This is a genomic window from Piscinibacter lacus (assembly GCF_016735685.1).
Classification (GTDB): domain Bacteria; phylum Pseudomonadota; class Gammaproteobacteria; order Burkholderiales; family Burkholderiaceae_C; genus Aquariibacter; species Aquariibacter lacus.
On the sequence record NZ_JAERRA010000002.1, the window covers coordinates 379,943 to 399,394 of the forward strand.

At 72.3% G+C, this 19,452-nt stretch carries 20 protein-coding genes; 12 read left to right on the forward strand and 8 right to left on the reverse strand.

Going from position 1 to position 19,452, the window contains the following annotated elements; all coding sequences use genetic code 11:
* The first annotated feature begins 1 nt into the window (after position 1).
* Together JI742_RS12025 and JI742_RS12030 are read left to right on the forward strand one after the other, a co-directional pair.
* On the forward strand, positions 2-1,273 hold the full coding sequence (locus tag JI742_RS12025) for a PLP-dependent transferase (protein ID WP_201827192.1): 1,272 nt from the start codon (positions 2-4) through the stop codon (positions 1,271-1,273).
* Positions 1,270-2,448, forward strand: coding sequence for an acyltransferase family protein (locus tag JI742_RS12030; RefSeq protein WP_201827194.1), 1,179 nt, complete (start codon positions 1,270-1,272; stop codon positions 2,446-2,448). Before JI742_RS12025 ends, JI742_RS12030 begins: the two co-directional genes overlap by 4 nt.
* A 63-nt stretch (positions 2,449-2,511) precedes the next feature.
* Here JI742_RS12030 and smpB read toward each other — a convergent pair whose 3' ends face one another.
* Positions 2,512-3,000: an SsrA-binding protein SmpB gene (gene smpB / locus JI742_RS12035; protein ID WP_236677019.1), complete on the reverse strand. Its 489-nt coding sequence runs from the start codon at positions 2,998-3,000 to the stop codon at positions 2,512-2,514.
* A 42-nt stretch (positions 3,001-3,042) separates the two neighbouring features.
* Here smpB and JI742_RS12040 point away from each other — a divergent pair, with 42 nt between their 5' ends.
* From JI742_RS12040 to guaA, 5 genes are all read left to right on the forward strand, one after another.
* Complete coding sequence (locus JI742_RS12040) at positions 3,043-3,519, forward strand: type II toxin-antitoxin system RatA family toxin (RefSeq protein ID WP_201827198.1); 477 nt, start codon at positions 3,043-3,045, stop codon at positions 3,517-3,519.
* Entirely contained in the window at positions 3,506-3,814 is a 309-nt protein-coding gene (locus tag JI742_RS12045; RefSeq protein ID WP_201827200.1) for an RnfH family protein, read from the forward strand. The genes JI742_RS12040 and JI742_RS12045 overlap by 14 nt, the downstream gene beginning before the upstream one ends.
* A 66-nt stretch (positions 3,815-3,880) precedes the next feature.
* The gene (gene guaB, locus JI742_RS12050) at positions 3,881-5,353 is read left to right on the forward strand and encodes an IMP dehydrogenase (protein WP_201827202.1); all 1,473 of its coding nucleotides are present in this window, start codon (positions 3,881-3,883) and stop codon (positions 5,351-5,353) included.
* Positions 5,354-5,444: 91 nt separating this feature from the next.
* The gene (locus JI742_RS12055) at positions 5,445-6,692 is read left to right on the forward strand and encodes an MFS transporter (RefSeq protein WP_350309676.1); all 1,248 of its coding nucleotides are present in this window, start codon (positions 5,445-5,447) and stop codon (positions 6,690-6,692) included.
* A 34-nt stretch (positions 6,693-6,726) separates the two neighbouring features.
* Entirely contained in the window at positions 6,727-8,334 is a 1,608-nt protein-coding gene (gene guaA / locus JI742_RS12060; protein WP_201827204.1) for a glutamine-hydrolyzing GMP synthase, read from the forward strand.
* Positions 8,335-8,345: 11 nt separating this feature from the next.
* Here guaA and JI742_RS12065 read toward each other — a convergent pair whose 3' ends face one another.
* The 4 genes from JI742_RS12065 to JI742_RS12080 form a co-directional block, all read right to left on the reverse strand.
* Positions 8,346-9,191: a protein NO VEIN domain-containing protein gene (locus tag JI742_RS12065; protein WP_201827206.1), complete on the reverse strand. Its 846-nt coding sequence runs from the start codon at positions 9,189-9,191 to the stop codon at positions 8,346-8,348.
* Between the two features lie 75 nt (positions 9,192-9,266).
* Positions 9,267-10,355 (reverse strand): protein-glutamate methylesterase/protein-glutamine glutaminase, encoded by a 1,089-nt coding sequence (locus JI742_RS12070; protein ID WP_201827208.1) that lies wholly within the window; start codon positions 10,353-10,355, stop codon positions 9,267-9,269.
* A gap of 23 nt (positions 10,356-10,378) precedes the next feature.
* Complete coding sequence (cheD, locus tag JI742_RS12075) at positions 10,379-11,050, reverse strand: chemoreceptor glutamine deamidase CheD (protein WP_201827211.1); 672 nt, start codon at positions 11,048-11,050, stop codon at positions 10,379-10,381.
* Between the two features lie 35 nt (positions 11,051-11,085).
* The gene (locus JI742_RS12080) at positions 11,086-11,943 is read right to left on the reverse strand and encodes a CheR family methyltransferase (RefSeq protein WP_201827213.1); all 858 of its coding nucleotides are present in this window, start codon (positions 11,941-11,943) and stop codon (positions 11,086-11,088) included.
* Positions 11,944-12,173: 230 nt separating this feature from the next.
* On the opposite strand from JI742_RS12080, the gene JI742_RS12085 reads away from it, so the two are divergent.
* The 3 genes from JI742_RS12085 to JI742_RS12095 are packed head-to-tail and all read left to right on the forward strand — an operon-like array spanning position 12,174 to position 14,300.
* Positions 12,174-12,953: a GGDEF domain-containing protein gene (locus tag JI742_RS12085; protein WP_236677020.1), complete on the forward strand. Its 780-nt coding sequence runs from the start codon at positions 12,174-12,176 to the stop codon at positions 12,951-12,953.
* Positions 12,954-12,999: 46 nt separating this feature from the next.
* Positions 13,000-13,845: a MinD/ParA family protein gene (locus tag JI742_RS12090; RefSeq protein WP_201827216.1), complete on the forward strand. Its 846-nt coding sequence runs from the start codon at positions 13,000-13,002 to the stop codon at positions 13,843-13,845.
* 38 nt (positions 13,846-13,883) lie between these two features.
* On the forward strand, positions 13,884-14,300 hold the full coding sequence (locus JI742_RS12095) for a group II truncated hemoglobin (protein ID WP_201827218.1): 417 nt from the start codon (positions 13,884-13,886) through the stop codon (positions 14,298-14,300).
* A gap of 15 nt (positions 14,301-14,315) precedes the next feature.
* Here the strand turns inward: JI742_RS12095 and JI742_RS12100 are convergent, their stop codons facing one another.
* Both JI742_RS12100 and ompR read right to left on the reverse strand, forming a co-directional pair.
* Positions 14,316-15,782 (reverse strand): ATP-binding protein, encoded by a 1,467-nt coding sequence (locus tag JI742_RS12100; protein ID WP_201827220.1) that lies wholly within the window; start codon positions 15,780-15,782, stop codon positions 14,316-14,318.
* A 13-nt stretch (positions 15,783-15,795) separates the two neighbouring features.
* Positions 15,796-16,530, reverse strand: coding sequence for an osmolarity response regulator transcription factor OmpR (gene ompR / locus JI742_RS12105; protein ID WP_201827222.1), 735 nt, complete (start codon positions 16,528-16,530; stop codon positions 15,796-15,798).
* Between the two features lie 209 nt (positions 16,531-16,739).
* Between ompR and JI742_RS12110 the strand changes: the two genes are divergently transcribed.
* Positions 16,740-17,456: an SIMPL domain-containing protein gene (locus JI742_RS12110; protein ID WP_201827224.1), complete on the forward strand. Its 717-nt coding sequence runs from the start codon at positions 16,740-16,742 to the stop codon at positions 17,454-17,456.
* Positions 17,457-17,471: 15 nt separating this feature from the next.
* On the opposite strand, the gene JI742_RS12115 is transcribed toward JI742_RS12110, so the two are convergent.
* Positions 17,472-18,251: a 3-hydroxybutyrate dehydrogenase gene (locus JI742_RS12115; RefSeq protein WP_201827226.1), complete on the reverse strand. Its 780-nt coding sequence runs from the start codon at positions 18,249-18,251 to the stop codon at positions 17,472-17,474.
* Between the two features lie 195 nt (positions 18,252-18,446).
* On the opposite strand from JI742_RS12115, the gene JI742_RS12120 reads away from it, so the two are divergent.
* Positions 18,447-19,439: an alpha/beta fold hydrolase gene (locus JI742_RS12120; protein WP_201827228.1), complete on the forward strand. Its 993-nt coding sequence runs from the start codon at positions 18,447-18,449 to the stop codon at positions 19,437-19,439.
* Positions 19,440-19,452: the final 13 nt, after the last annotated feature.

Here is a 19,452-nt window from a genome sequence, read left to right on the forward strand (position 1 = left end):
CATGGCTGACACCCTGCCGCCGGATCAGCCGGCCAATGCTCCGGCCGACCCCGCGGCCGACCCCACGGCGCCCGGCCCGGCCACCCGCCTGATCCACCACCCCTACCGCGCGCCGGCCGGCTTCGAATCGCCGGCCGTGCCGGTGGCCAAGGCCTCCACCGTCTTCTTCGACAGCGTGGCGGCGATGCGCTCGACCCGCTGGGCCGACAAGTCCGGCTACACCTACGGCCTGCACGGCACGCCGACCAGCTTCACCCTGGAAGCGCGGCTGGCCACGCTGGAGGGCGCGTCCCATGTGCTGCTGGCGCCCAGCGGCCTGGCCGCCATCGCCCTGGTCGATCAGGCCCTGCTCGGCCCTGGCGACACCCTGCTGCTGCCGGACAACGTGTATGCGCCCAGCCGCAACCTGGCCGAGCATGAGCTCAAGCGCTGGGGCATCACCACCCTCACGTACGACCCGCTCGATGCCGAGGCCTTCGGCCGCCTGCTGGGGCCTTCGACCCGGCTGATCTGGCTGGAGGCGGCCGGCTCGGTGACGCTGGAGTTCCCGGACCTGCGCGGCCTGCTGGCCACGGCGCGGCGCCTGGCGCCGCAGGCCGTGATCGCGCTGGACAACACCTGGGGCGCCGGCCTGGCCTTCGATGCCTTTGACCTGGGCGAGGGCCTGAGCGCGGACCTCACCGTGCACGCCCTCACCAAATACCCGGCCGGCGGCGGCGATCTGTTGATGGGCTCCATCGCCTGCCGCGATGCCGAGCTGCATGCGCGCCTGGCCGCGGCCCACGGGCGACTGGGCCTGGGCGTGGGCGCCAACGATGTCGAGGCCGTGCTGCGCGGCCTGCCCAGCCTGCCGCTGCGCTATGCCGCCCAGGACGCCACTGCCCGCGCCCTGGCCGCGCACTGCGCGGCGCAGGCTGCCCGGCCCGGCAGCCTGATCCGCCGCGTGCTGCACCCGGCCCGGCCGGACAGCCCCGGCCATGCCCACTGGGCCGCGCTGTGCCGCGCGGCGGCCGGCCTGCTGACGCTGGAATTCGCGCCCGAGGCGGCCGAGGGCCCGCGCCGTGCCGAGCGCTTCGTCGAGGCGCTGCGCCACTTCCGCATCGGCTATTCCTGGGGCGGGCCGCTCAGCCTGGCCGTGCCCTACGAGCCGGCGCAGATCCGCCCGGCCGGCTCGCCCTACCGCGGCCCGCTGGTGCGGCTGTGCATCGGCCTGGAAGACGTGGCGGACCTGATCGCCGACGTCGACCAGGCCCTGGCCCAGGCCGCGCGGTGAGGCCCGCGCCCGCCGAAGCCGCCGCCCGCCAGCCCCTGATCGACGCGCTGAAGGTGGGCGCGGCCCAGCTCATCGTGCTGCATCACCTGGCCTTCTACGGGCCGATGTCCGAGCATGCCGCCGTGCTGGCGCCGGCCCTGCTGGCCTGGCTGGGCGACCCTGCCCGTCAGGCGGTGCAGGTCTTCCTCGTCGTCGGCGGCGCGCTGGCGGCCCGGGGCCTGGCGCCGGGCGGCCGGCTGGCGGCGGGCGGGCCCTCGCTGCCGCGGCGCCTGCTGCTGCGCTACCTGCGGCTGGGCTGGCCACTGGCCGTGACCCTGATGCTGGCCCTGGTCTGCGCGGCCCTGGCGCGGCGTCTGGCCGATCTGGACCATGTGCCCGATGCCGCCGAGCTGGGCGAGATCCTCGTCCACCTGCTGCTGCTGCAAGACCTGCTGGGCGTGGAGGCGCTCTCGGCCGGCGTCTGGTACGTGGCCATCGACGTGCAGCTCTACGCCCTGCTGCTCGCCGCCCTGGGCCTGGGCGCGAAGCTGGATGCCGCCTGGGCCGCGCGCGCGCCGGCCGCGGCCTGGCGGCCGGCCACCGCGCCGCTGCTGATGGCGGCCGGCACCCTGGCCTCGCTGCTGGTCTTCAACCGCGACAGCGACTGGGACGTGGCCGCGCCCTACTTCCTCGGCGCCTACGGCCTGGGCGTGCTGGCGGCCTGGTGGGGGCCGGGGCTGCGCGGTTCGTGGCGGCGCCAGCTTGGCCTGGGCCTGCTGGCCGGCGGCGTGGCCCTGGCGCTGTGGCTGGACTTCCGCAGCCGCCTGGCCCTGGCCGCGGCCGTGGCCCTGCTGCTGGTGCTGGCGCCGGTGCTGCGCTTGGGGCTGGACCGGGGGCGGCAGCGCGCAGGGGCCGGCTTGGCGGAGTGCGGCCGGCTGGGCGCCCGACTGCGCCGCTGGCTGGCCGCGCAGTCGGGCGCCAGCTATGCGCTCTTCCTCGTCCACTACCCGGTGCTGATGCTGGTCGGCGCGGCCTTCGCGCGCTGGGTGCCGGCGCAGTCCGCCGGGCTGCATGCCCTGGGCCTGCTGGCTGCATGGGGGTTGAGCCTGGCGCTGGCGCCGCGCTTCCACCGCCAGGTCGAGCAGCCGGGCCTGCGCTGGATCGGCCGCCACCTGGCCGCGACGCGGGCGGCCTGAGGGCGGGACAGCTGGCTGCCCTCACCGCCGGCACCCTCCGCCCGGCAGCGCCGGGAGCCGGCCTCAGTCTTTGGACGCGCTGCCGTTCGACGAGACCTTGGTCCGCATCAGGCGGCCCTTTTCGCGCTCCCAGTCGCGGGTCTTCTCGGTCTCGCGCTTGTCGTGCTGGGCCTTGCCCTTGGCCAGGGCCACGGCGCACTTCACGCGGCCGGCCTTGTAGTACAGCTCCAGCGGGACGAGGGTGAAGCCCTTCTGCTCGACCTTGCCGATCAGGCGGCGGATCTCGTCCTTGTGCATCAGCAGCTTCTTGGTGCGGTCGGCCTGCGGATGCACATGGGTGGAGGCCGTGCGCAGCGGATTGATGCGGCAGCCGATCAGGAAGAGCTCGCCGTCCTTGATCACCACATAGCCATCGGTGAGCTGCACCTGGCCGGCGCGGATGGCCTTGACCTCCCAGCCCTCCAGCACCACCCCGGTCTCGTGAGACTCCTCGATCAGGTAGTTGAAGCGGGCTTTCTTGTTCTCGGCGATCTTGTTGCTTGCAGCGGCCATCGTGACGGGCCCGGCAAGGGGCTCCCTAGAATCGGCCATTCTATGAAGCATGTCCGCAAGTCCGTCCTGCTTTGGTACTCGGCGCACGAGATGTACGCGCTGGTCACCGACGTCGAGGCCTATCCGCGCTTTCTGCCCTGGTGCGAGCGCGCCGAGACCCTGAGCCGCCACGAGGACGGCGTGACCGCGCGCCTGCACCTCAACTACCACGGCGTGCGGCATGCCTTCAGCACCCGCAACACCCATGAGGCCGACCGCAGCCTGACCATGGCCCTGGTCGACGGGCCTTTCTCGGTGCTTGAAGGCCGCTGGGATTTCACGCCCCTGGGCACGCCGGCCTCGGCCGATGACCATGCGATCGCGCCGCCGCCGAGCGCCTGCCGCATCGAGTTCGAGCTGCGCTATGCCTTCAGCAGCAAGGCGCTGGAACTGGTCGTCAGCCCGGTCTTCGACCGCATCGCCGCGACCTTCGTCGAAGCCTTCGTGCAGCGGGCCGAGCAGGTCCATGGCCCCCGCTGAGGCCGAGGCCCTGGCGATCGAGCTGGTCTGGAGCCCCCGGGCCGGCGAAGTGCAGCGCCTGCCCCTGCGCCTGCCGCCCGGCAGCACGGTGCGGCAGGCCCTACAGGCCGCCCGGCCGCTGGCGGCCGAGCTGCCCGGCGACCCCTCGGCCCTGGGCATCTGGGGCAAGGCCTGCGGGCTGGACCAGGCCCTGCAGGCCGGCGACCGGCTGGAGCTTTACCGCCCGCTGCGCGTCGACCCCAAGGAAGCCCGCCGCCAGCGCTTCCGCGCCCAGGGCAAGCGCCGCCGCGGCTGAGCCCGCGACCCGCCCGGGGCCGCAGCCGGACTTTCTATAATCTTTTTTTGGGTCCGGAGTTTCCCCATGCGCCTACTCGGCAAAGCGCTCACCTTCGACGATGTGTTGCTGGTGCCCGCCTTCTCCCAGGTCCTGCCGCGCGATGCCTCGCTCGCGACCAAGCTGACCCGCAACATCGCGCTGAACCTGCCGCTGGTCTCGGCGGCCATGGACACGGTGACCGAAGCCCGCCTCGCGATCGCGATCGCGCAGGAAGGCGGCATCGGCATCGTCCACAAGAACCTCAGCCCCAAGCAACAGGCGGCCGAGGTGCTGCGCGTCAAGCGCTATGAATCCGGCCTGCTGCGCGACCCCATCACCATCGCCCCCGGCGTGCGCGTGCGGGATGTGATCGAGCTTTCGCGCCAGCACGGCATCTCGGGCTTCCCCATCGTCGAGAACGGCCGGGTGGTCGGCATCGTCACCGGCCGCGACCTGCGCTTCGAGACCCGCCTCGATGCCCCGGTGCGCGAGATCATGACCCCCCGCGAGCGCCTGATCACCGTCAAGGAAGGCGCCTCGCTGGCCGAGGCCAAGGCCCTGATGCACCAGCACAAGCTGGAGCGCGTGCTGGTGCTGAACGAGGCCTCCGAGCTGCGCGGCCTGTTCACGGTGAAGGACATCACCAAGCAGACCAGCTTCCCGAATGCCGCGCGCGATGCGCAGGGCAAGCTGCGCGTGGGCGCCGCCGTCGGCGTGGGCGAAGGCACCGAGGAGCGCGTCGAGCTGCTCGTCAAGGCCGGCGTCGATGCCATCGTGGTGGACACCGCACACGGCCACAGCAAGGGCGTGATCGACCGCGTGCGCTGGGTCAAGCAGACCTATCCGCAGGTCGATGTGATCGGCGGCAACATCGCCACCGGCGCCGCGGCGCTGGCCCTGGTGGAGGTGGGTGCGGACGGCGTGAAGGTCGGCATCGGCCCGGGCTCGATCTGCACCACCCGCATCGTCGCGGGCGTCGGCGTGCCGCAGATCACCGCCATCGACAACGTGGCCACCGCGCTCAAGGGCTCGGGCGTGCCGCTGATTGCCGACGGCGGCATCCGCTACTCGGGCGACATCGCCAAGGCCATCGCCGCCGGCGCGCACAGCGTGATGATGGGCGGCATGTTCGCCGGCACCGAAGAGGCGCCGGGCGAGATCGTGCTGTTCCAGGGCCGCAGCTACAAGAGCTACCGCGGCATGGGCTCCATCGGCGCGATGAAGGCCGGTTCGGCCGACCGCTACTTCCAGGAAACCGACGGCAACAGCAACCCGAATGCGGACAAGCTGGTGCCCGAGGGCATCGAAGGCCGCGTGCCCTACAAGGGCTCGATGCTGGGCATCGTCCACCAGATGGCCGGCGGCCTGCGCGCCTCGCTGGGCTACTGCGGCTGCGCCAGCATCGAAGCCATGCGCGAGGAAGCCGCCTTCGTCGAGATCACCTCGGCGGGCATGCGCGAGAGCCATGTCCACGATGTGCAGATCACCAAGGAAGCGCCCAACTACCGCATGGAGTGAGCCGGCACCTGCCGCCCTCGCAACCCGCCCGGCCCCGGCCGGGCGGCGTCGTTTCAAGGCCCCCTCGTCCGCCCCTTCCGAGCCTCGTCCCTTGAGCGCAAGCCCCTCCGCCGCGCCGCGCCGCGCGGCCATGCCTTTCATCCTGATCGCGGTGCTGATCGACATGGTGTCGATCGGCCTGATCGTGCCGGTGCTGCCGCCGCTGGTGGGGCTCTACACCGGCAGCCAGGCCGACCAGGCCTTCTGGTTCGGCGCGATCAGCCTGGCCTTCGGCCTGGCCAACTTCTTCGGCGCGCCGGTGCTGGGCGCGCTGTCGGACCGCTTCGGCCGCCGGCCGGTGATGTTGCTGGGCTTTGCCGGCCTGGCCATCAGCTTCTTCGGCAGCGCGCTGGCGCCTTCGCTGGCGGTGCTGCTCGTCGTGCGCCTGGTCAGCGGCGCCATGCAGGCCAATGCCGCCGTCGCCCAGGCCTATGTGGCCGATATCTCCACGCCCGAGGAAAAGGCCAAGCGCTTCGGCCTGCTGGGCGCCATGTTCGGACTCGGCTTCGTGCTGGGCCCGGTGATGGGCGGCCTGCTCGGCGACATCGATCTGCACTTGCCCTTCTGGGTGGCCGGCGGCCTGGCCGTGGCCAACAGCCTCTACGGCCTCTTCGTGCTGCCCGAATCGCTGCCGGCGGAGCGCCGCCAGGCCTTCGCTTGGTCGCGCGCCAACCCGGTGGCCTCGTTGCGGCGCCTGGGCGCGCTGGAGGGCGTGGGCCCGCTGGTCGCCACCCTGGCCCTGGCCAGCCTGGTGCAGTTCACCATGCACAGCACCTGGGTGCTGTACACGCAGTTCAAGTTCGGCTGGGGCCCCAAGGAGAACGGCTGGTCGCTGTTCGCCGTCGGCCTGATGGCCACCCTGGTGCAGGGCGGCCTGATGCGGCCGCTGCTCAAGCGCTGGGCCGCTCCGCGGCTGGCGGTGCTGGGTCTGGTCTCCTCGGCCTGCGCCTATGCCCTGTGGGGCGCGGCCACCGAGGACTGGATGATGTACGCCGTCATCGGCTTCAACGTGCTGGGCTTCACTGCCACGGCGGCGCTGCAAAGCATCGTCTCCAATGCCGCCGACGCGCGCAGCCAGGGCCAGACCCTGGGCGCCGTCGCCTCACTGCAAAGCCTGATGGCCGTCATCGCGCCGATGATCGGCGCCAGCCTGCTGGGCCTGGTCTCGCACCTGCCGCTAGGCGACTGGCGCATCGGCCTGCCCTTCTTCTTCTGCGCGCTCGCGCAGGCCCTGGGCGCCTTCCTCGCCTGGCGGCACTTCCGCGCCCAGCGCCGGGCCGTGGCTTCGGCCGCCGCCTGAACCCCTTCCCCGATCCACCCGCCGGCCCGACGCCATGCAGCACGACAAGATCCTCATCCTCGACTTCGGCTCGCAGGTCACGCAACTGATCGCCCGGCGCGTGCGCGAGGCGGCGGTGTATTGCGAGATCCACCCCAACGACGTCGGCGACGACTTCATCAAGGCCTTCGGCGCCAAGGGCATCATCCTCAGCGGCAGCCACGCCAGCACCTACGAAGACCAGCAACTGCGCGCCCCGCAAGCCGTGTGGGATGCCGGCGTGCCGGTGCTCGGCATCTGCTACGGCATGCAGACCATGGCCGTGCAACTGGGCGGCAAGGTGGAATGGAGCGACAGCCGCGAGTTCGGCTACGCCCAGGTGCGCGCGCGCGGCCACACCAAGCTCTTCGACGGCATCCAGGACTTCGCCACCCCCGAAGGCCACGGCATGCTGGAGGTGTGGATGAGCCACGGCGACAAGGTCACCGAGCTGCCGCCCGGCTTCAAGCTCATGGCCAGCACGGCCAGTTGCCCCATCGCCGGCATGGCCGACGAAGCGCGCGGCCTCTATGCCGTGCAGTTCCACCCCGAAGTCACCCACACCAAGCAGGGCGAGGCCATCTTCCGGCGCTTCGTGCGCGAAATCTGCGCCTGCCAGGGCGACTGGATCATGGGCGACTACATCGCCGAAGCCGTGGCCCGCATCCGCGAGCAGGTGGGCGATGAAGAGGTCATCCTCGGCCTGTCCGGCGGCGTCGATTCCAGCGTGGCCGCCGCGCTCATCCATCGCGCCATCGGCGACCAGCTCACCTGCGTCTTCGTCGACCACGGCCTGCTGCGCCTGCACGAAGGCGATGCCGTGATGGAGATGTTCGCCGGTAAGCTGCACGCCAAGGTGATCCGCGTCGATGCGAGCGAGATGTTCCTCGGCGCGCTGGCCGGCGTCACCGACCCCGAGCGCAAGCGCAAGATCATCGGCGGCCTCTTCGTCGACGTCTTCAAGGCCGAGGCCGCCAAGCTCAAGGCGGGCGGTGCGGGTCACAAGGGCGCGACCTTCCTGGCCCAAGGCACCATCTATCCCGACGTGGTCGAAAGCGGCGGCACCAAGACCAAGAAGGCCACCACCATCAAGAGCCACCACAACGTCGGCGGCCTGCCCGAGCAGCTCGGCCTGAAGCTGCTGGAGCCGCTGCGCGAACTGTTCAAGGACGAAGTGCGCGCCCTGGGCGTGGCCCTGGGCCTGCCGCCCGAGATGGTCGATCGCCACCCCTTCCCCGGCCCCGGCCTGGGCGTGCGCATCCTCGGCGAAGTGAAGAAGGACTACGCCGAGCTGCTGCGCCGCGCCGATGCCATCTTCATCGAAGAACTGCGCGCCACCCTCGACCCGGCCACCGGCAAGAGCTGGTACGCCCTGACCAGCCAGGCCTTCACCGTCTTCCTGCCCGTCAAGAGCGTGGGCGTGATGGGCGACGGCCGCACCTACGACTACGTCGTCGCCCTGCGCGCCGTGCAGACCAGCGACTTCATGACCGCCGACTGGGCCGAGCTGCCCTACAGCCTGCTGAAGAAGGTCTCGTCACGCATCATCAACGAGGTGCGCGGCATCAACCGCGTGACCTATGACGTGAGCAGCAAGCCGCCGGCGACGATTGAGTGGGAGTGAGGCGGGGGCCCTCAGCGGGGCGAGGCCAGGAAGGTGGCGGCGGACAGGCTACAGGTTTGACCGATGGCGCCCGGCAGGGTGTAAAGCTTGGGCGCGCGCTGGAAGTTGAAGAGGCGATAGACCTGATAAAGCTCGGCCTGGCGCGCCGAGGTGTTCACTTCATTGCGGCTGACGAAGAAGGGCGTCTCGGCACCGTACTTCGTCGTCTTGACCTCGATCAGCCGCTCGGCGCCGCTGGCTTCGAAAGACAGGATGTCGTAGCCCTCGTGGTCGCCTCGAACCTTTGCGGTGTGCTCGATGGCTGCTGCGAGCCGCTCCTGTCCACTGTGGATGAGTCGCGCACGCTCGTCATTCAGCACGAACAGTTCGCCTGCTGCACCAAGTGAGCGGTTGCGGGCCTCGCGCTCGACGTAGTTGGTCGTCAGACGCAGCGGTGGCGGTACCGCCTCCCGAACAGAGCGCGTGTCGGCGGAGCGTCGGGGCGCTGACGCCAGCACGGCGAGGATGTCTTCGACCTCGGGAACGACGATGGGTCGATCGGCGTCGTCGGCCGCCACTGCCTGCAGTTGCGAGGCCTGAGACAGCTCCTCTCCCAGCACATCGATAAGCAGACCCTGGTAGTTCGACCGGGGCTTGTACCCTGGGATGTAGGGAAAGCCGGCATCGAGCAGTGTCGCGCTGATGTTCGCGTGCTTGAACTCGATCGAGGCGTGCGATCGCCCTTCAAGTCGATCTGCCAGCGCGCGGCGGTGCGCGGTCTTGCTGTAGGCGGTACCAGCCAGTTCGGACGCCAACATCGACAGATAGTCTCTGACGATGAGCTCGACTTCAATCCTTGACCAATCCGTCCCGGCCATGCGCCACGCTCTCTTGTCCTTGACGCGGAGAGCATAGGTCAGCGCCCGCCCCCGAGTTCAGGGGCGGTGCAAGCCTCAAACCCGGTTGATCGACAAGCCCGCCGTGCTGCGCAACTGCTCGGTCAGCGCCTCGGCGATCTGGCCCAGCGGCAGCACGGCATGGGCCGCGCCGGCGGCGATGGCCTCGCGCGGCATGCCGAAGACGACGCAGCTCGCTTCGTCCTGGCAGACGTTCCAGCTGCCGGCCTCGCGCATGGCGCGCATGGCGCGGGCGCCGTCGGCGCCCATGCCGGTCAGCATCACGCCCAGGGCATTGGGGCCGACGACGCGGGCGGCGCTGTGGAACAGCACGTCGACGCTGGGCTTGTGGCGGTTGACGGGCTCGCCGTCGTGCACGCGGGCGATGTAGTTGGCGCCGCTGCGCTCCACGCTGAGGTGCAGGCCGCCCGGGGCGATGTAGGCATGGCCGGGCAGCACGCGCTGGCCGTCCTCGGCCTCGGCCACACGGATGCGACACAGGCTGTCCAGGCGCCGGGCGTAGCTGGTGGTGAAGCCCGGCGGCATGTGCTGGGTGATCATGACGGCGGGGAAGTCGGCCGGCAGGCGGGTCAGCACCTCGCGGGTGGCTTCGGTGCCGCCGGTGGAGGCGCCGAGGAAGACGATCTTCTCGGTCGACAGCCGGCCCATGGGCCGCGCCGCGGCGGCCGGGGCCGCGGGGGCCGGTGCGGCCACGGCGGGCAGCGGCAGCGGGGCCTTGCGGATCTGGGCGCGGGCGGCGGCGCGGATCTTTTCGCTGATGTCGGCGCCCAGCTGGCGCAGGCCGTCGGCCACACCGATCTTGGGTTTGGCGACGAAGTCGACCGCGCCCAGCTCCAGCGCGCGCAGCGTGGTCTCGGCGCCGCGGGCGGTGAGGGTGGAGACCATCACCACCGGCATGGGCCGCAGCCGCATCAGGCGGGCCAGGAAGTCCAGGCCGTCCATCTTGGGCATCTCGACGTCGAGGGTGATCACGTCGGGGGCCAGGCTGCGGATCATCTCGCGCGCGACCAGCGGGTCGGCCGCGGCGCCGACGCAGCGCATGTCGGGCTGGCGGTTGATGATCTCGGTGAGCAGGCTGCGGACCAGGGCGGAATCGTCGACGACGACGACACGGATGGGGTTCATGCGGGGTCTCCTCGTCCGCGGGCTCAGAACAGGTCGATCGAGCCGGCGGCGCTGGCGGCCGGCACCGGGGCCTTGGCGGCGGCGCGTTCCTGGGCCAGCAGGTCGGGCGCGGCGGTGGCGGCCAGGCGCTTGACCATGGCGCGTCCGCTGGCCGGGAAGAAGGCCACCTTGCGCGGGTAGATGTCGAGCACGTCCTGGCTGATCACGGGGATGCGCTCGGTCTTGAGGTAATCGAGCACGAAGCGGGTGTTGCGCTCGCCGACGTTCATCGTCGTCATGCCGCCCAGCACGGCGCCGCCGCCGAAGACCTTGGCCTCCAGCGAGAGGCGCGAGGCGCCGCGCTTGAGCATTTCGTTGATCAGCAGCTCCATGGCGAAGCTGCCGTAGCGGCCGCCGTCCATGCCGGCGCCCACGCCGTTCTGCTCGGGCAGCATGAAGTGGTTCATGCCGCCGATGCGGCGCTCGCGGTCCCACAGGCAGGCGGCGATGCAGGAGCCCAGGGTGGTGACGATGAGGATGTCCTCGTCGTAGACGAAGTACTCGCCGGGCAGCACCTTCACGGCCTCGATGCGGAAGTGCGCGTCGTAGAAGAAGAAGCCGGCCTGGCCGGGCTTGCGCGGCAGGGCCTTGAGGCGCTGCAGGCGCTCGTCGGAGCGGCCGGTCGGCGGGGGGGCGGTGGCAGCGGCCAGGCTCATCGGGGGGGTCCGTTCATCGCAGGGGCGGTGGGGCTTCAGCCGTCCACCCGGTCGTAGATGGTCTTGCCGCGCAGGCGGAAGAGGTCGCGCGAATCGCCGAAGTTCTCGGAATGGCCGGCGAACAGCAGGCCGCCCGGCTTGAGCACGCGGTGGATGCCTTCGAGCACGCGGCGCTGGGTGGGCGCGTCGAAATAGATCATCACGTTGCGGCAGAAGACGACGTCGAAGGGCTCGCCCAGCGACCAGGCGCTGCTCATCAGGTTGAAGGGGCGGAAGTCGATCAGCCGCGCCAGCTCGGGCTTGATGCGGATGCGGCCGGCGTTGGCGCCGGTGCCGCGCAGGAAGTGGCGCGCGCGCCGCTCGGGGCTGAGGCCGCGGGCCTCATGCTCGTAGACGCCGCGCTGGCCGGTGGCCAGCACGCGGGTGTCGATGTCGGTGGCCAGGATGCGGCCGCCGGTGCCGGGGCCCAGGGTCTCGACCAGGGTCATGGCCAGCGAATAGGGCTCCTCGCCGGTCGAGGCCGCCGCGCACCACAGGCGCGGCGTGCCGCGCAGCGCGCGCAGGCGCTCGGCAAGCACGGGGAAGTGGTGTTCCTCGCGGAAGAAGGCGGTCAGGTTGGTCGTCAGGGCATTGACGAAGGCCTGCCACTCGTCCTCGGCGGCCGGGCCGCTGGCCTGCTCCAGCCACAGCAGGTAGTCGGCGAAGCTGTCGTGGCCGGTGTCGCGCAAGCGGCGCGAGAGGCGGCTGTAGACCATGGCCTGCTTGCTCTCGGCCAGGCTGATGCCGGCGCGGGCGTAGATCAGGCGGCGCACGCGCTCGAAATCGGCCGGCGCGAAGACGAACTCCCGCTCGGCGGGATGCGGCGGTTCGCGAACGCTCAGGTCTAGGCTCATCGGGCGGGTCCAGGGCAGGCCGAGGGAGACGGCATCGCCCTCTTATCGGCAGCCAGTCTGTCCGGCTTGATGGCTGCGGCAGGCCGGGAACTGCGGGGTGGCGCCGGGCCAGATTGGCCGATGCGGCGGGGCGGCCGGTCCTAGACTGGCTGCGGGATCCGGCCGGGCCGGCGCCCCGGGACGGGCCATGGCCCGGCCGCCCCCCTGCCCCTTCAAGCCCCGCCTTCCCCTTGGCCGACACCCCCCCGCCCGCCGATGCGCCGCGCGCCCTGCACCTGGCCCATGCCCTGGCCCTGTTGCAGCGTGCGGGCATTGCGCTGCCCGAGCCGGCCACGGCGGGCGAGATCGCCTGGCTGCAAGCCCTGGTCGACGGCCTGTGCGAGCTGTCGAGCCGCGATGCGCTGACCGGCGCGCTCAACCGCCGCAGCTTCGAGCTGGCGCTGGACCGCGAGCTGGACCGCGTGGCGCGCAGCGGGGAATCGGCCCTGCTGCTGCTGCTGGACCTGGACCACTTCAAGCGCGTGAACGACCTGCACGGCCATCCGGTCGGCGACCGCGTGCTGCAAACCGTCGCCCAGACCCTGCAACAGGCGGTGCGGCCGATGGATACGGTGGCGCGCATCGGCGGCGAGGAGTTCGCCCTGATCCTGCCGAACTGCCCGCCGGCCTTCGGCGAGACGGTGGCCGAGCGGGTGCGTGCCCGCCTGGCCGGCCGCAGCCTGCCGCTGCCCGGTGGCGGCCATTTGCGCATCACCGTCAGCGTCGGCGGCGCCTATGCGCCGGCCTGGGTGCGCTCGGCCGCGCGCTACTGGCTGGCGCGGGCCGATGCCCAGCTCTACCGCGCCAAGGCCGAGGGCCGCAACCGAAGCTGCTTCGAGCCGACCGACTTGCAGCCGGCGCTGACGCGGGTGAGCGCCGACGAGCGGGCGCTGCTCTTCGGCACGCCCCCGCCGCCCGCGGCGCGCGACGCGCCCGAGGTGCCCGGCGGGCCGCCGGAAGCCTCCGACTGATCGCCCCCCTCCCCCACCCCCTGACGCCCGAATCCACCTGCCCACCATGCCTGCCGTGCCGACCGACCTTGCCCGCCCCGCCGATGCGCCGACGGAGGGTCCGACCGCGCGCTTCGCCGAGCTGGGGCCGGGACGGCCGGCCCGCGTGATCGCAGTCACCAGCGGCAAGGGCGGCGTGGGCAAGACCTTCATCAGCGCCAACCTGGCCGCCGCGCTCAGCCGCCGCGGCCTGCGGGTGCTGGTGCTGGACGCCGACCTGGGCCTGGCCAACCTCGACGTGGTGCTGAACCTTGCGCCGCAGCGCACGCTGCACGATGTCTTCACCGGCGGCAGCAGCCTGGTCGAGGCCCTGCTGCCCGCGCCCGGCGGCTTCACCGTGCTGCTGGCCGGCTCGGGCCTGGTCGAGTACTCGCGGCTGACGCCGGACCTGCGCGAGCAGCTCTTCGGCGTGATCGAGCAGGTGCGGCCGATGTTCGACGTGGTGCTGCTCGACACCGGGGCGGGCATCTCGGACGTGGTGCTCTACACCGTCTCGCTGGCCGACGAGGTGCTGGTGGTCGCCACGCCCGAGCCGACCGCGCTGACCGATGCCTACGCGACGATCAAGGTGCTGGCCCACCAGCAGCAGCGCGAGCGCCTGGGCCTGGTCGTCAACCAGGTCGCGCGCAGCGGCGACGGGCGCGGCATCGCCGCGCAGTTGCAGGCCGTGGTCGACCGCTATGTGCTGCCGCTGACCGGCCATCCGGTGCGGCTGCAACTGCTGGGCGACCTGCCCGCCGACCCGGCGGTGCGCGAGGCGGTGCAGCGCCGCGAGCTGCTGATCGAGCGCCTGCCGGGCTGCCCGGCCGCGCAGGCCTTTGCGCCGCTGGCGCGGCGCCTGGCGCCCGACTGAGGCGGCCGGCCGCGCGGGGCTGGGCGACACTCCCGCCCATGCTGCCTAACCACGACGACCGCCCGCTGCACCAGCACACCGCCTTCGAGCTGCTCGGCGGCGAGACCCCCGTGCGCCTGCTGGTGGACCGCTTCTACGACCTGATGGACCTGGAGCCGGACTACGCCGCGCTGCGCGCGGTGCACCCGCCGACGCTGGAGAGCGCGCGCGACAAGCTGTTCTGGTTCCTCTGCGGCTGGCTGGGCGGGCCGGACCTGTATGTGCAGCGCTTCGGCCATCCGCGCCTGCGGGCGCGCCACCTGCCCTACCCCATCGGCATCCGCGAACGCGACCAGTGGCTGGCCTGCATGGCCCAGGCCATGCGCGACTGCGAGGTGCCCGAACCGCTGCAACCGCGCCTGGCCCAGGCCTTTGCGCAGACGGCGGACTGGATGCGCAACGTCGGCGGCGCCTGAGCCGCGGCCGGCCGCTCAGGCCGCGCGCTTGAGGCGGATGGTGGCGACCAGGCCGGCCGGCTCGCCGTTGTCCAGGCGGAAGCGGCCGCCCATGCGCTGCAGGGTCTTGTCGACGATGGTCAGGCCCAGGCCGGCGCCGGTGGCCGCGGTGCGGGCCAGGTCGCCGCGGAAGAAGGGCGTGGTCAGCCGCTCCAGCACGGCCGGCGGCACGCCGGGGCCGCGGTCGCTGACGGTGATCTCCACCCAGGGGCCGCTGCGCGCATAGGCCACCGTCACCTCGGCGATGCCGCTGTCGGCGCTGCGACCGTAGCGGCGCGCGTTCTCGAACAGGTTGGCGAAGACGCGGGCCAGTTCCAGCTCGTCGGCCAGCACATGGGTGTCGATCGCCACCCGCGACTCGACACGGATCAGCGGGCTGTCGCGCAGCGCGGCGATCTCGCGGTCGATCACGCCGGCCAGGTGGACCGGTTGCAGGCGCGCGCCGCCCGGGCGGGCGTAGTCCATGAACTTGTCGATGGTCGCGTCGAGCTGGTCGATGTCCTCGGCAATGTGGCGGCGGGCCTCGTCGTCGGCCACGCTCATCTCGGCCTCCAGCCGCAGCCGGGCCAGGGGGGTGCGCAGGTCGTGGCTGATGCCGGCCAGCATGACCGTGCGCTCCTCCTCGACCCGGGCCAGCTCGCGGGCCATGCGGTTGAAGCCGCGGTTGACCTCGCGGACCTCGCGGGTCGGGGTGTCCTCGTCGAGCCGCGACTCTTCGTACTCGCCACCCCGGAGGCGGCTGGCGGCAAAGGACAGGCGGCGCAGCGGCCGGTTGATCAGCACCGCGATCAGGGCCGAGGCCAGCACCGTGCCGAGCAAGGCCAGCAGGCCGGGCAGCCAGGTCCAGGGGCTGTCGGGCAGTTGCGGCGGCGGCGGCATCTCGCTGCGCAGCCACCAGGGCTCGCCGCCGATCATGAAGCTGACCCACAGCCCGGGCTGGTCGTCGACCGAGCGGGCGATCAGGGTCTCGGGGCCCAGCCGCGCATGCAGCGCGCGCACCAGGGCGCGGCTGTCGCGGTCGATGGCATAGGGCTCGATGCGGTCCAGCGCCTCGCGCGGCCGCACCCGCAGGCCGGCGCCCGCGCCCAGGGCATGCAGGCGGGCGACGCGGTCGATCGGGTCGGTGTCGCGCAGCGCGGCCTCGGTCAGGTGGACAAGGCTGGCAATGTGCTGCGCGGCCAGGGCGCGGCGCGGCTCGTTGTCGAGCGAGCGCAGCGCCGGCAGCCAGAAGGCCAGCTCGGCCACCAGCAGCAGGCCCAGCAGGACGAGGGTGCGGACGAAGAGGCTGAAGCTGCGCGGCAGGCCCAGGGCCAGCGCCAGGCGGCGCAGCGGCCCCAGGCGTGGCACCCGCGGGCTGGGCAGGGCCTCGACGCCGGGCGGACGCGTGAGTCCCTCGCCGGTGGGCGGAACCTGGGGGCGGGCCGGGGCCGGCGCGTCGGCCATGCCTCAGGCCCCGTCAGGCCGAGCCGTCCGGCACGAAGACGTAGCCCACGCCCCAGACCGTCTGGATGTAGCGCGGCTGGGCCGGGTCCGGCTCGATCAGCTTGCGCAGGCGCGAGACCTGCACGTCGAGGCTGCGGTCGAAGGGCTCGAACTCGCGACCGCGTGCGAGCTGCGCGAGCTTGTCGCGGCCCAGGGGCTGGCGCGGGTGGCGCACCAGGGCCTTGAGCATGGAGAACTCGCCGGTGGTCAGCGGGATGCTCTCGCCGTCGCGGGTGAGGCGGCGCAGGGTCAGGTCGAACTCGAAGGGGCCGAAGCTCACCGTCTGCGCTTCGCGCGAGGGCGCGCCGGGCGCCTCGGGCGCCGGCCGGCGGCGCAGCACGGCATGGATGCGGGCGAGCAGCTCGCGCGGGTTGAAGGGCTTGGGCAGGTAGTCGTCGGCGCCCACTTCGAGGCCGACGATGCGGTCCACATCCTCGACCTTGGCGGTCAGCATGATGATGGGCGTGGAGTCGTTGGCGGCGCGCAGGCGGCGGCAGATCGACAGGCCATCCTCGCCCGGCAGCATGAGGTCGAGCACGATCAGGTCGACCGCCTCGCGGGTCAGGGTGCGGGTGAGCACCTTGCCGTCCTCGGCCAGCAGCACGTCGAAGCCCTCCTGGGCCAGGTAGCGGCGCAGCAGATCGCGGATGCGGGCGTCGTCGTCGACGACGACGATGCGGTTGGGACGGGTCTTGGCTTCGGCGGTCATTGTTCGGGCGGACCGTGCAACCCGGGATGGGCGCAAGGGGCGCGAAATGGTATGCAGTGGCGGGCGCGCCCATGCCGACGGGAGCGGCCTGTTACATATCTTGCCACCCCGGGCGGCTGCGGGTGAAGGCAGGATGCGAAGACGCTCACGGAACCGGCGGGTCGGAGGGCCTGTCGACCGTGCACCCCCATCCGCTGCCGGAGCCCCGCATGCCCCCGTCCCTCGTCTGCCTTCCCCGCCCCCTGCTGCTGGCCCTGGCCCTGCTGGGCAGCAGCGCCGCCAGCGCGCAGGCTACGCCGCCGCGCAACCTGGTGCACTTGCAGGCCGAGGCGCAGGTCGAGGTGGTGCAGGACTGGCTGACCCTCACCCTGCAAGCCGTGCGCGAAGGCGGCGAGGCCGCCCAGGTGCAGACGGCGCTGAAGCAGACGCTGGACGCTGCGCTCAAGACCGCCCGGGCCGCCGCCGAGGGCGAGGCCCTGATCGTCCGCACCGGTGGCTTCAACCTGAGCCCGCGCTACGGCAAGGATGGCCGCATCAACGGCTGGCAGGGCCAGGCGGAGCTGGTGCTGGAGGGCCGCGACAGCGCGCGCATCGCGCAGACGGCCGGCAAGCTCAGCGGACTGAATGTGATCGGCGTCAGCCCCTCGATCGCGCGCGACACGGCGCGCCGCCACGAGGCCGAGGCCAGCGCCCAGGCCATCGCCGCTTTCCGCCAGAAGGCGGCCGACACCGCCCAGGCCTTCGGCTTCTCGGGCTACGCCCTGGGCGAGTTGCGCTTGGAGGCCGGCGGGAGCACGCCGCCGCCGCGGCCGATGTTTCGCCGCGCCGAGATGGCCGTGATGGCCGCTGACGCGCCGGTGCCCGTGGAGGCCGGCAAGGGCCTGGTCGGCGTCACCGTCAGCGGCAGCGTGCACCTGCTGCCTTGAGGCGGGGCGGCGCCCTCACTGCGCCGTCCAGCCGCCATCCATGGCCCAGGACTGGCCCTTGACGTTGGCTGCGGCCGGCGAGCAGAGGAAGACCGCCAGCTCGCCGAGCTGGGCCGGCGTGGTGAATTGCAGCGACGGCTGTTTCTCGCCGAGCAGTTCCTGCTCGGCCTGGCGCAGGGGAATGCCCTCCCGGGCGGCGCGGTCGTCGATCTGCTTCTGCACCAGCGGGGTCAGCACCCAACCCGGGCAGATGGCGTTGACGGTGATGGCGGTGGTCGCGGTTTCCAGGGCGACGGCCTTGGTCAGGCCCACCAGGCCGTGCTTGGCCGCCACATAGGCGCTCTTGCCGGCCGAGGCCACCAGGCCGTGGGCCGAAGCAATGTTGACGATGCGGCCCCAGTTGCGGGCCCGCATGCCGGGCAGCGCGGCGCGGATGGTGTGGAAGGCCGAGCTGAGATTGATGGCGAGGATGGCATCCCACTTCTCGACCGGGAAATCCTCGACCGGCGCGACATGCTGGATGCCGGCGTTGTTGACCAGGATGTCGACCGCCCCGAAGCGCTGCTCGGCAAAGGCGATGAGCGCGGCGATCTCGGCCGGCCGGCTCATGTCGGCCCCGTGGTAGTCGACCTGCGCGCCGGCGGCGGCCAGGCTGCGCACCTCGGCCAAGGGCGTGGCGCTGTCGCCGAAGCCATTGAGCACCACGTTCGCGCCCTGGCGGGCCAGCTCGATCGCGATGCCCAGGCCGATGCCACTGGTCGAGCCGGTCACGACGGCGGTCTTGCCTGACAACATGGGAACACTCCTGTCGGGGGTGGATGCGAAGGGCGGCGACGCCGGTCTCGCGGTGAAGGCCCGGGATTATTCCCGCTGCGCGTTGCAAGTCGCCTGCCACCCTGTCCCGGAGCGGCCGGCCGCTTGATGCACCATGGCGCCTGAGCGCAGCCGCCGCCCCCGCGGCCGCTGCCCCATCCGCCGCACGCCGCCGCCATGCCCGCCACCGAACCGACCCTGCACCACCTCCTCTGCGCCGACCCGCGCGGCCTGCATCGCATGGCCTGGTGGGACTGGCCTTGCACCGGCCCGGCCGGTGCGGCCGCGCCGGTCGCCGTCTGCGTGCATGGCCTGACCCGGCAGGGCCGCGACTTCGACGCCCTGGCCCGCGCCCTGCAGCCGACGCATCGCGTGGTCTGCCCCGACGTGGTCGGCCGCGGCCGCTCCGACCGCCTGGGCGATCCGGCCGGCTATGGCCTGCCCACCTATGCCGCCGACTTGGTGGCCCTGCTGGGCCGCCTGGCGGTGGGGCCGGTGGACTGGGTCGGCACCTCGATGGGCGGGCTGATCGGCATGGTCGTCGGCGCCATGCGCGACGGCCGCGGCCAGGGCCTGATCCGGCGCCTGGTGCTCAACGATGTCGGCCCCGTGCTGGCCCCCCAGGCGATCGCCCGCATCGGCGATTACGTCGGCGAGCGGCCGAGCTTCGCCAGCCTGGACGAGGGCGTGGCCTGGCTGCGCAGCATCGGCCTGGGCTTCGGCCCGCACAGCGAGGCCGACTGGCGCGCGCTGAGCCTGCACCAGTTGCTGCCCGAGCGCCTGCGCGACACGCCGCCCGCCGAAGCCGCCGCCCTGCGCGCGGGCGAGGCCGCCAGCGTGCAGCCCCGCACCGCCGCCGACGACCCGCAAGCCGCCGGGCCTTGGACCACGCAGCACGACCCGGCCATCGCCCTGCCCTTCCGCGCGGTGGCGCCGCAGCAGGTCGCAGCGGTGGAGGCCTGGCTCTGGAGCTGCTACGAGCGCCTCGACATGCCGACGCTGCTGCTGCGTGGCGCCGAATCCGACCTGCTGAGCCCCGAGACGGCGCAGGCCATGACCCAGCGCGGCCCGCGCGCCCGCCGGGTGGACTTCGCCGGTGTCGGCCATGCGCCGACCCTGGTGGATCCGGCCCAGCAGGCGCAGGTCATCGACTTCCTCCGCGCCGCCTGAGGCGGCCATCCCG

Excerpts from the sequence above, each read along its gene's own strand:
- JI742_RS12025 (WP_201827192.1), top strand. The coding sequence starts at position 2 with ATGGCTGACACCCTGCCGCCGGATCAGCCGGCCAATGCTCCGGCCGAC.
- smpB (WP_236677019.1), bottom strand. The coding sequence starts at position 3,000 with ATGGCCGCTGCAAGCAACAAGATCGCCGAGAACAAGAAAGCCCGCTTC.
- JI742_RS12040 (WP_201827198.1), top strand. The coding sequence starts at position 3,043 with ATGAAGCATGTCCGCAAGTCCGTCCTGCTTTGGTACTCGGCGCACGAG.
- JI742_RS12045 (WP_201827200.1), top strand. The coding sequence starts at position 3,506 with ATGGCCCCCGCTGAGGCCGAGGCCCTGGCGATCGAGCTGGTCTGGAGC.
- guaB (WP_201827202.1), top strand. The coding sequence starts at position 3,881 with ATGCGCCTACTCGGCAAAGCGCTCACCTTCGACGATGTGTTGCTGGTG.
- guaA (WP_201827204.1), top strand. The coding sequence starts at position 6,727 with ATGCAGCACGACAAGATCCTCATCCTCGACTTCGGCTCGCAGGTCACG.
- JI742_RS12065 (WP_201827206.1), bottom strand. The coding sequence starts at position 9,191 with ATGGCCGGGACGGATTGGTCAAGGATTGAAGTCGAGCTCATCGTCAGA.
- JI742_RS12070 (WP_201827208.1), bottom strand. The coding sequence starts at position 10,355 with ATGAACCCCATCCGTGTCGTCGTCGTCGACGATTCCGCCCTGGTCCGC.
- cheD (WP_201827211.1), bottom strand. The coding sequence starts at position 11,050 with ATGAGCCTGGCCGCTGCCACCGCCCCCCCGCCGACCGGCCGCTCCGAC.
- JI742_RS12080 (WP_201827213.1), bottom strand. The coding sequence starts at position 11,943 with ATGAGCCTAGACCTGAGCGTTCGCGAACCGCCGCATCCCGCCGAGCGG.
- JI742_RS12090 (WP_201827216.1), top strand. The coding sequence starts at position 13,000 with ATGCCTGCCGTGCCGACCGACCTTGCCCGCCCCGCCGATGCGCCGACG.
- JI742_RS12095 (WP_201827218.1), top strand. The coding sequence starts at position 13,884 with ATGCTGCCTAACCACGACGACCGCCCGCTGCACCAGCACACCGCCTTC.
- JI742_RS12100 (WP_201827220.1), bottom strand. The coding sequence starts at position 15,782 with ATGGCCGACGCGCCGGCCCCGGCCCGCCCCCAGGTTCCGCCCACCGGC.
- ompR (WP_201827222.1), bottom strand. The coding sequence starts at position 16,530 with ATGACCGCCGAAGCCAAGACCCGTCCCAACCGCATCGTCGTCGTCGAC.
- JI742_RS12110 (WP_201827224.1), top strand. The coding sequence starts at position 16,740 with ATGCCCCCGTCCCTCGTCTGCCTTCCCCGCCCCCTGCTGCTGGCCCTG.
- JI742_RS12115 (WP_201827226.1), bottom strand. The coding sequence starts at position 18,251 with ATGTTGTCAGGCAAGACCGCCGTCGTGACCGGCTCGACCAGTGGCATC.
- JI742_RS12120 (WP_201827228.1), top strand. The coding sequence starts at position 18,447 with ATGCCCGCCACCGAACCGACCCTGCACCACCTCCTCTGCGCCGACCCG.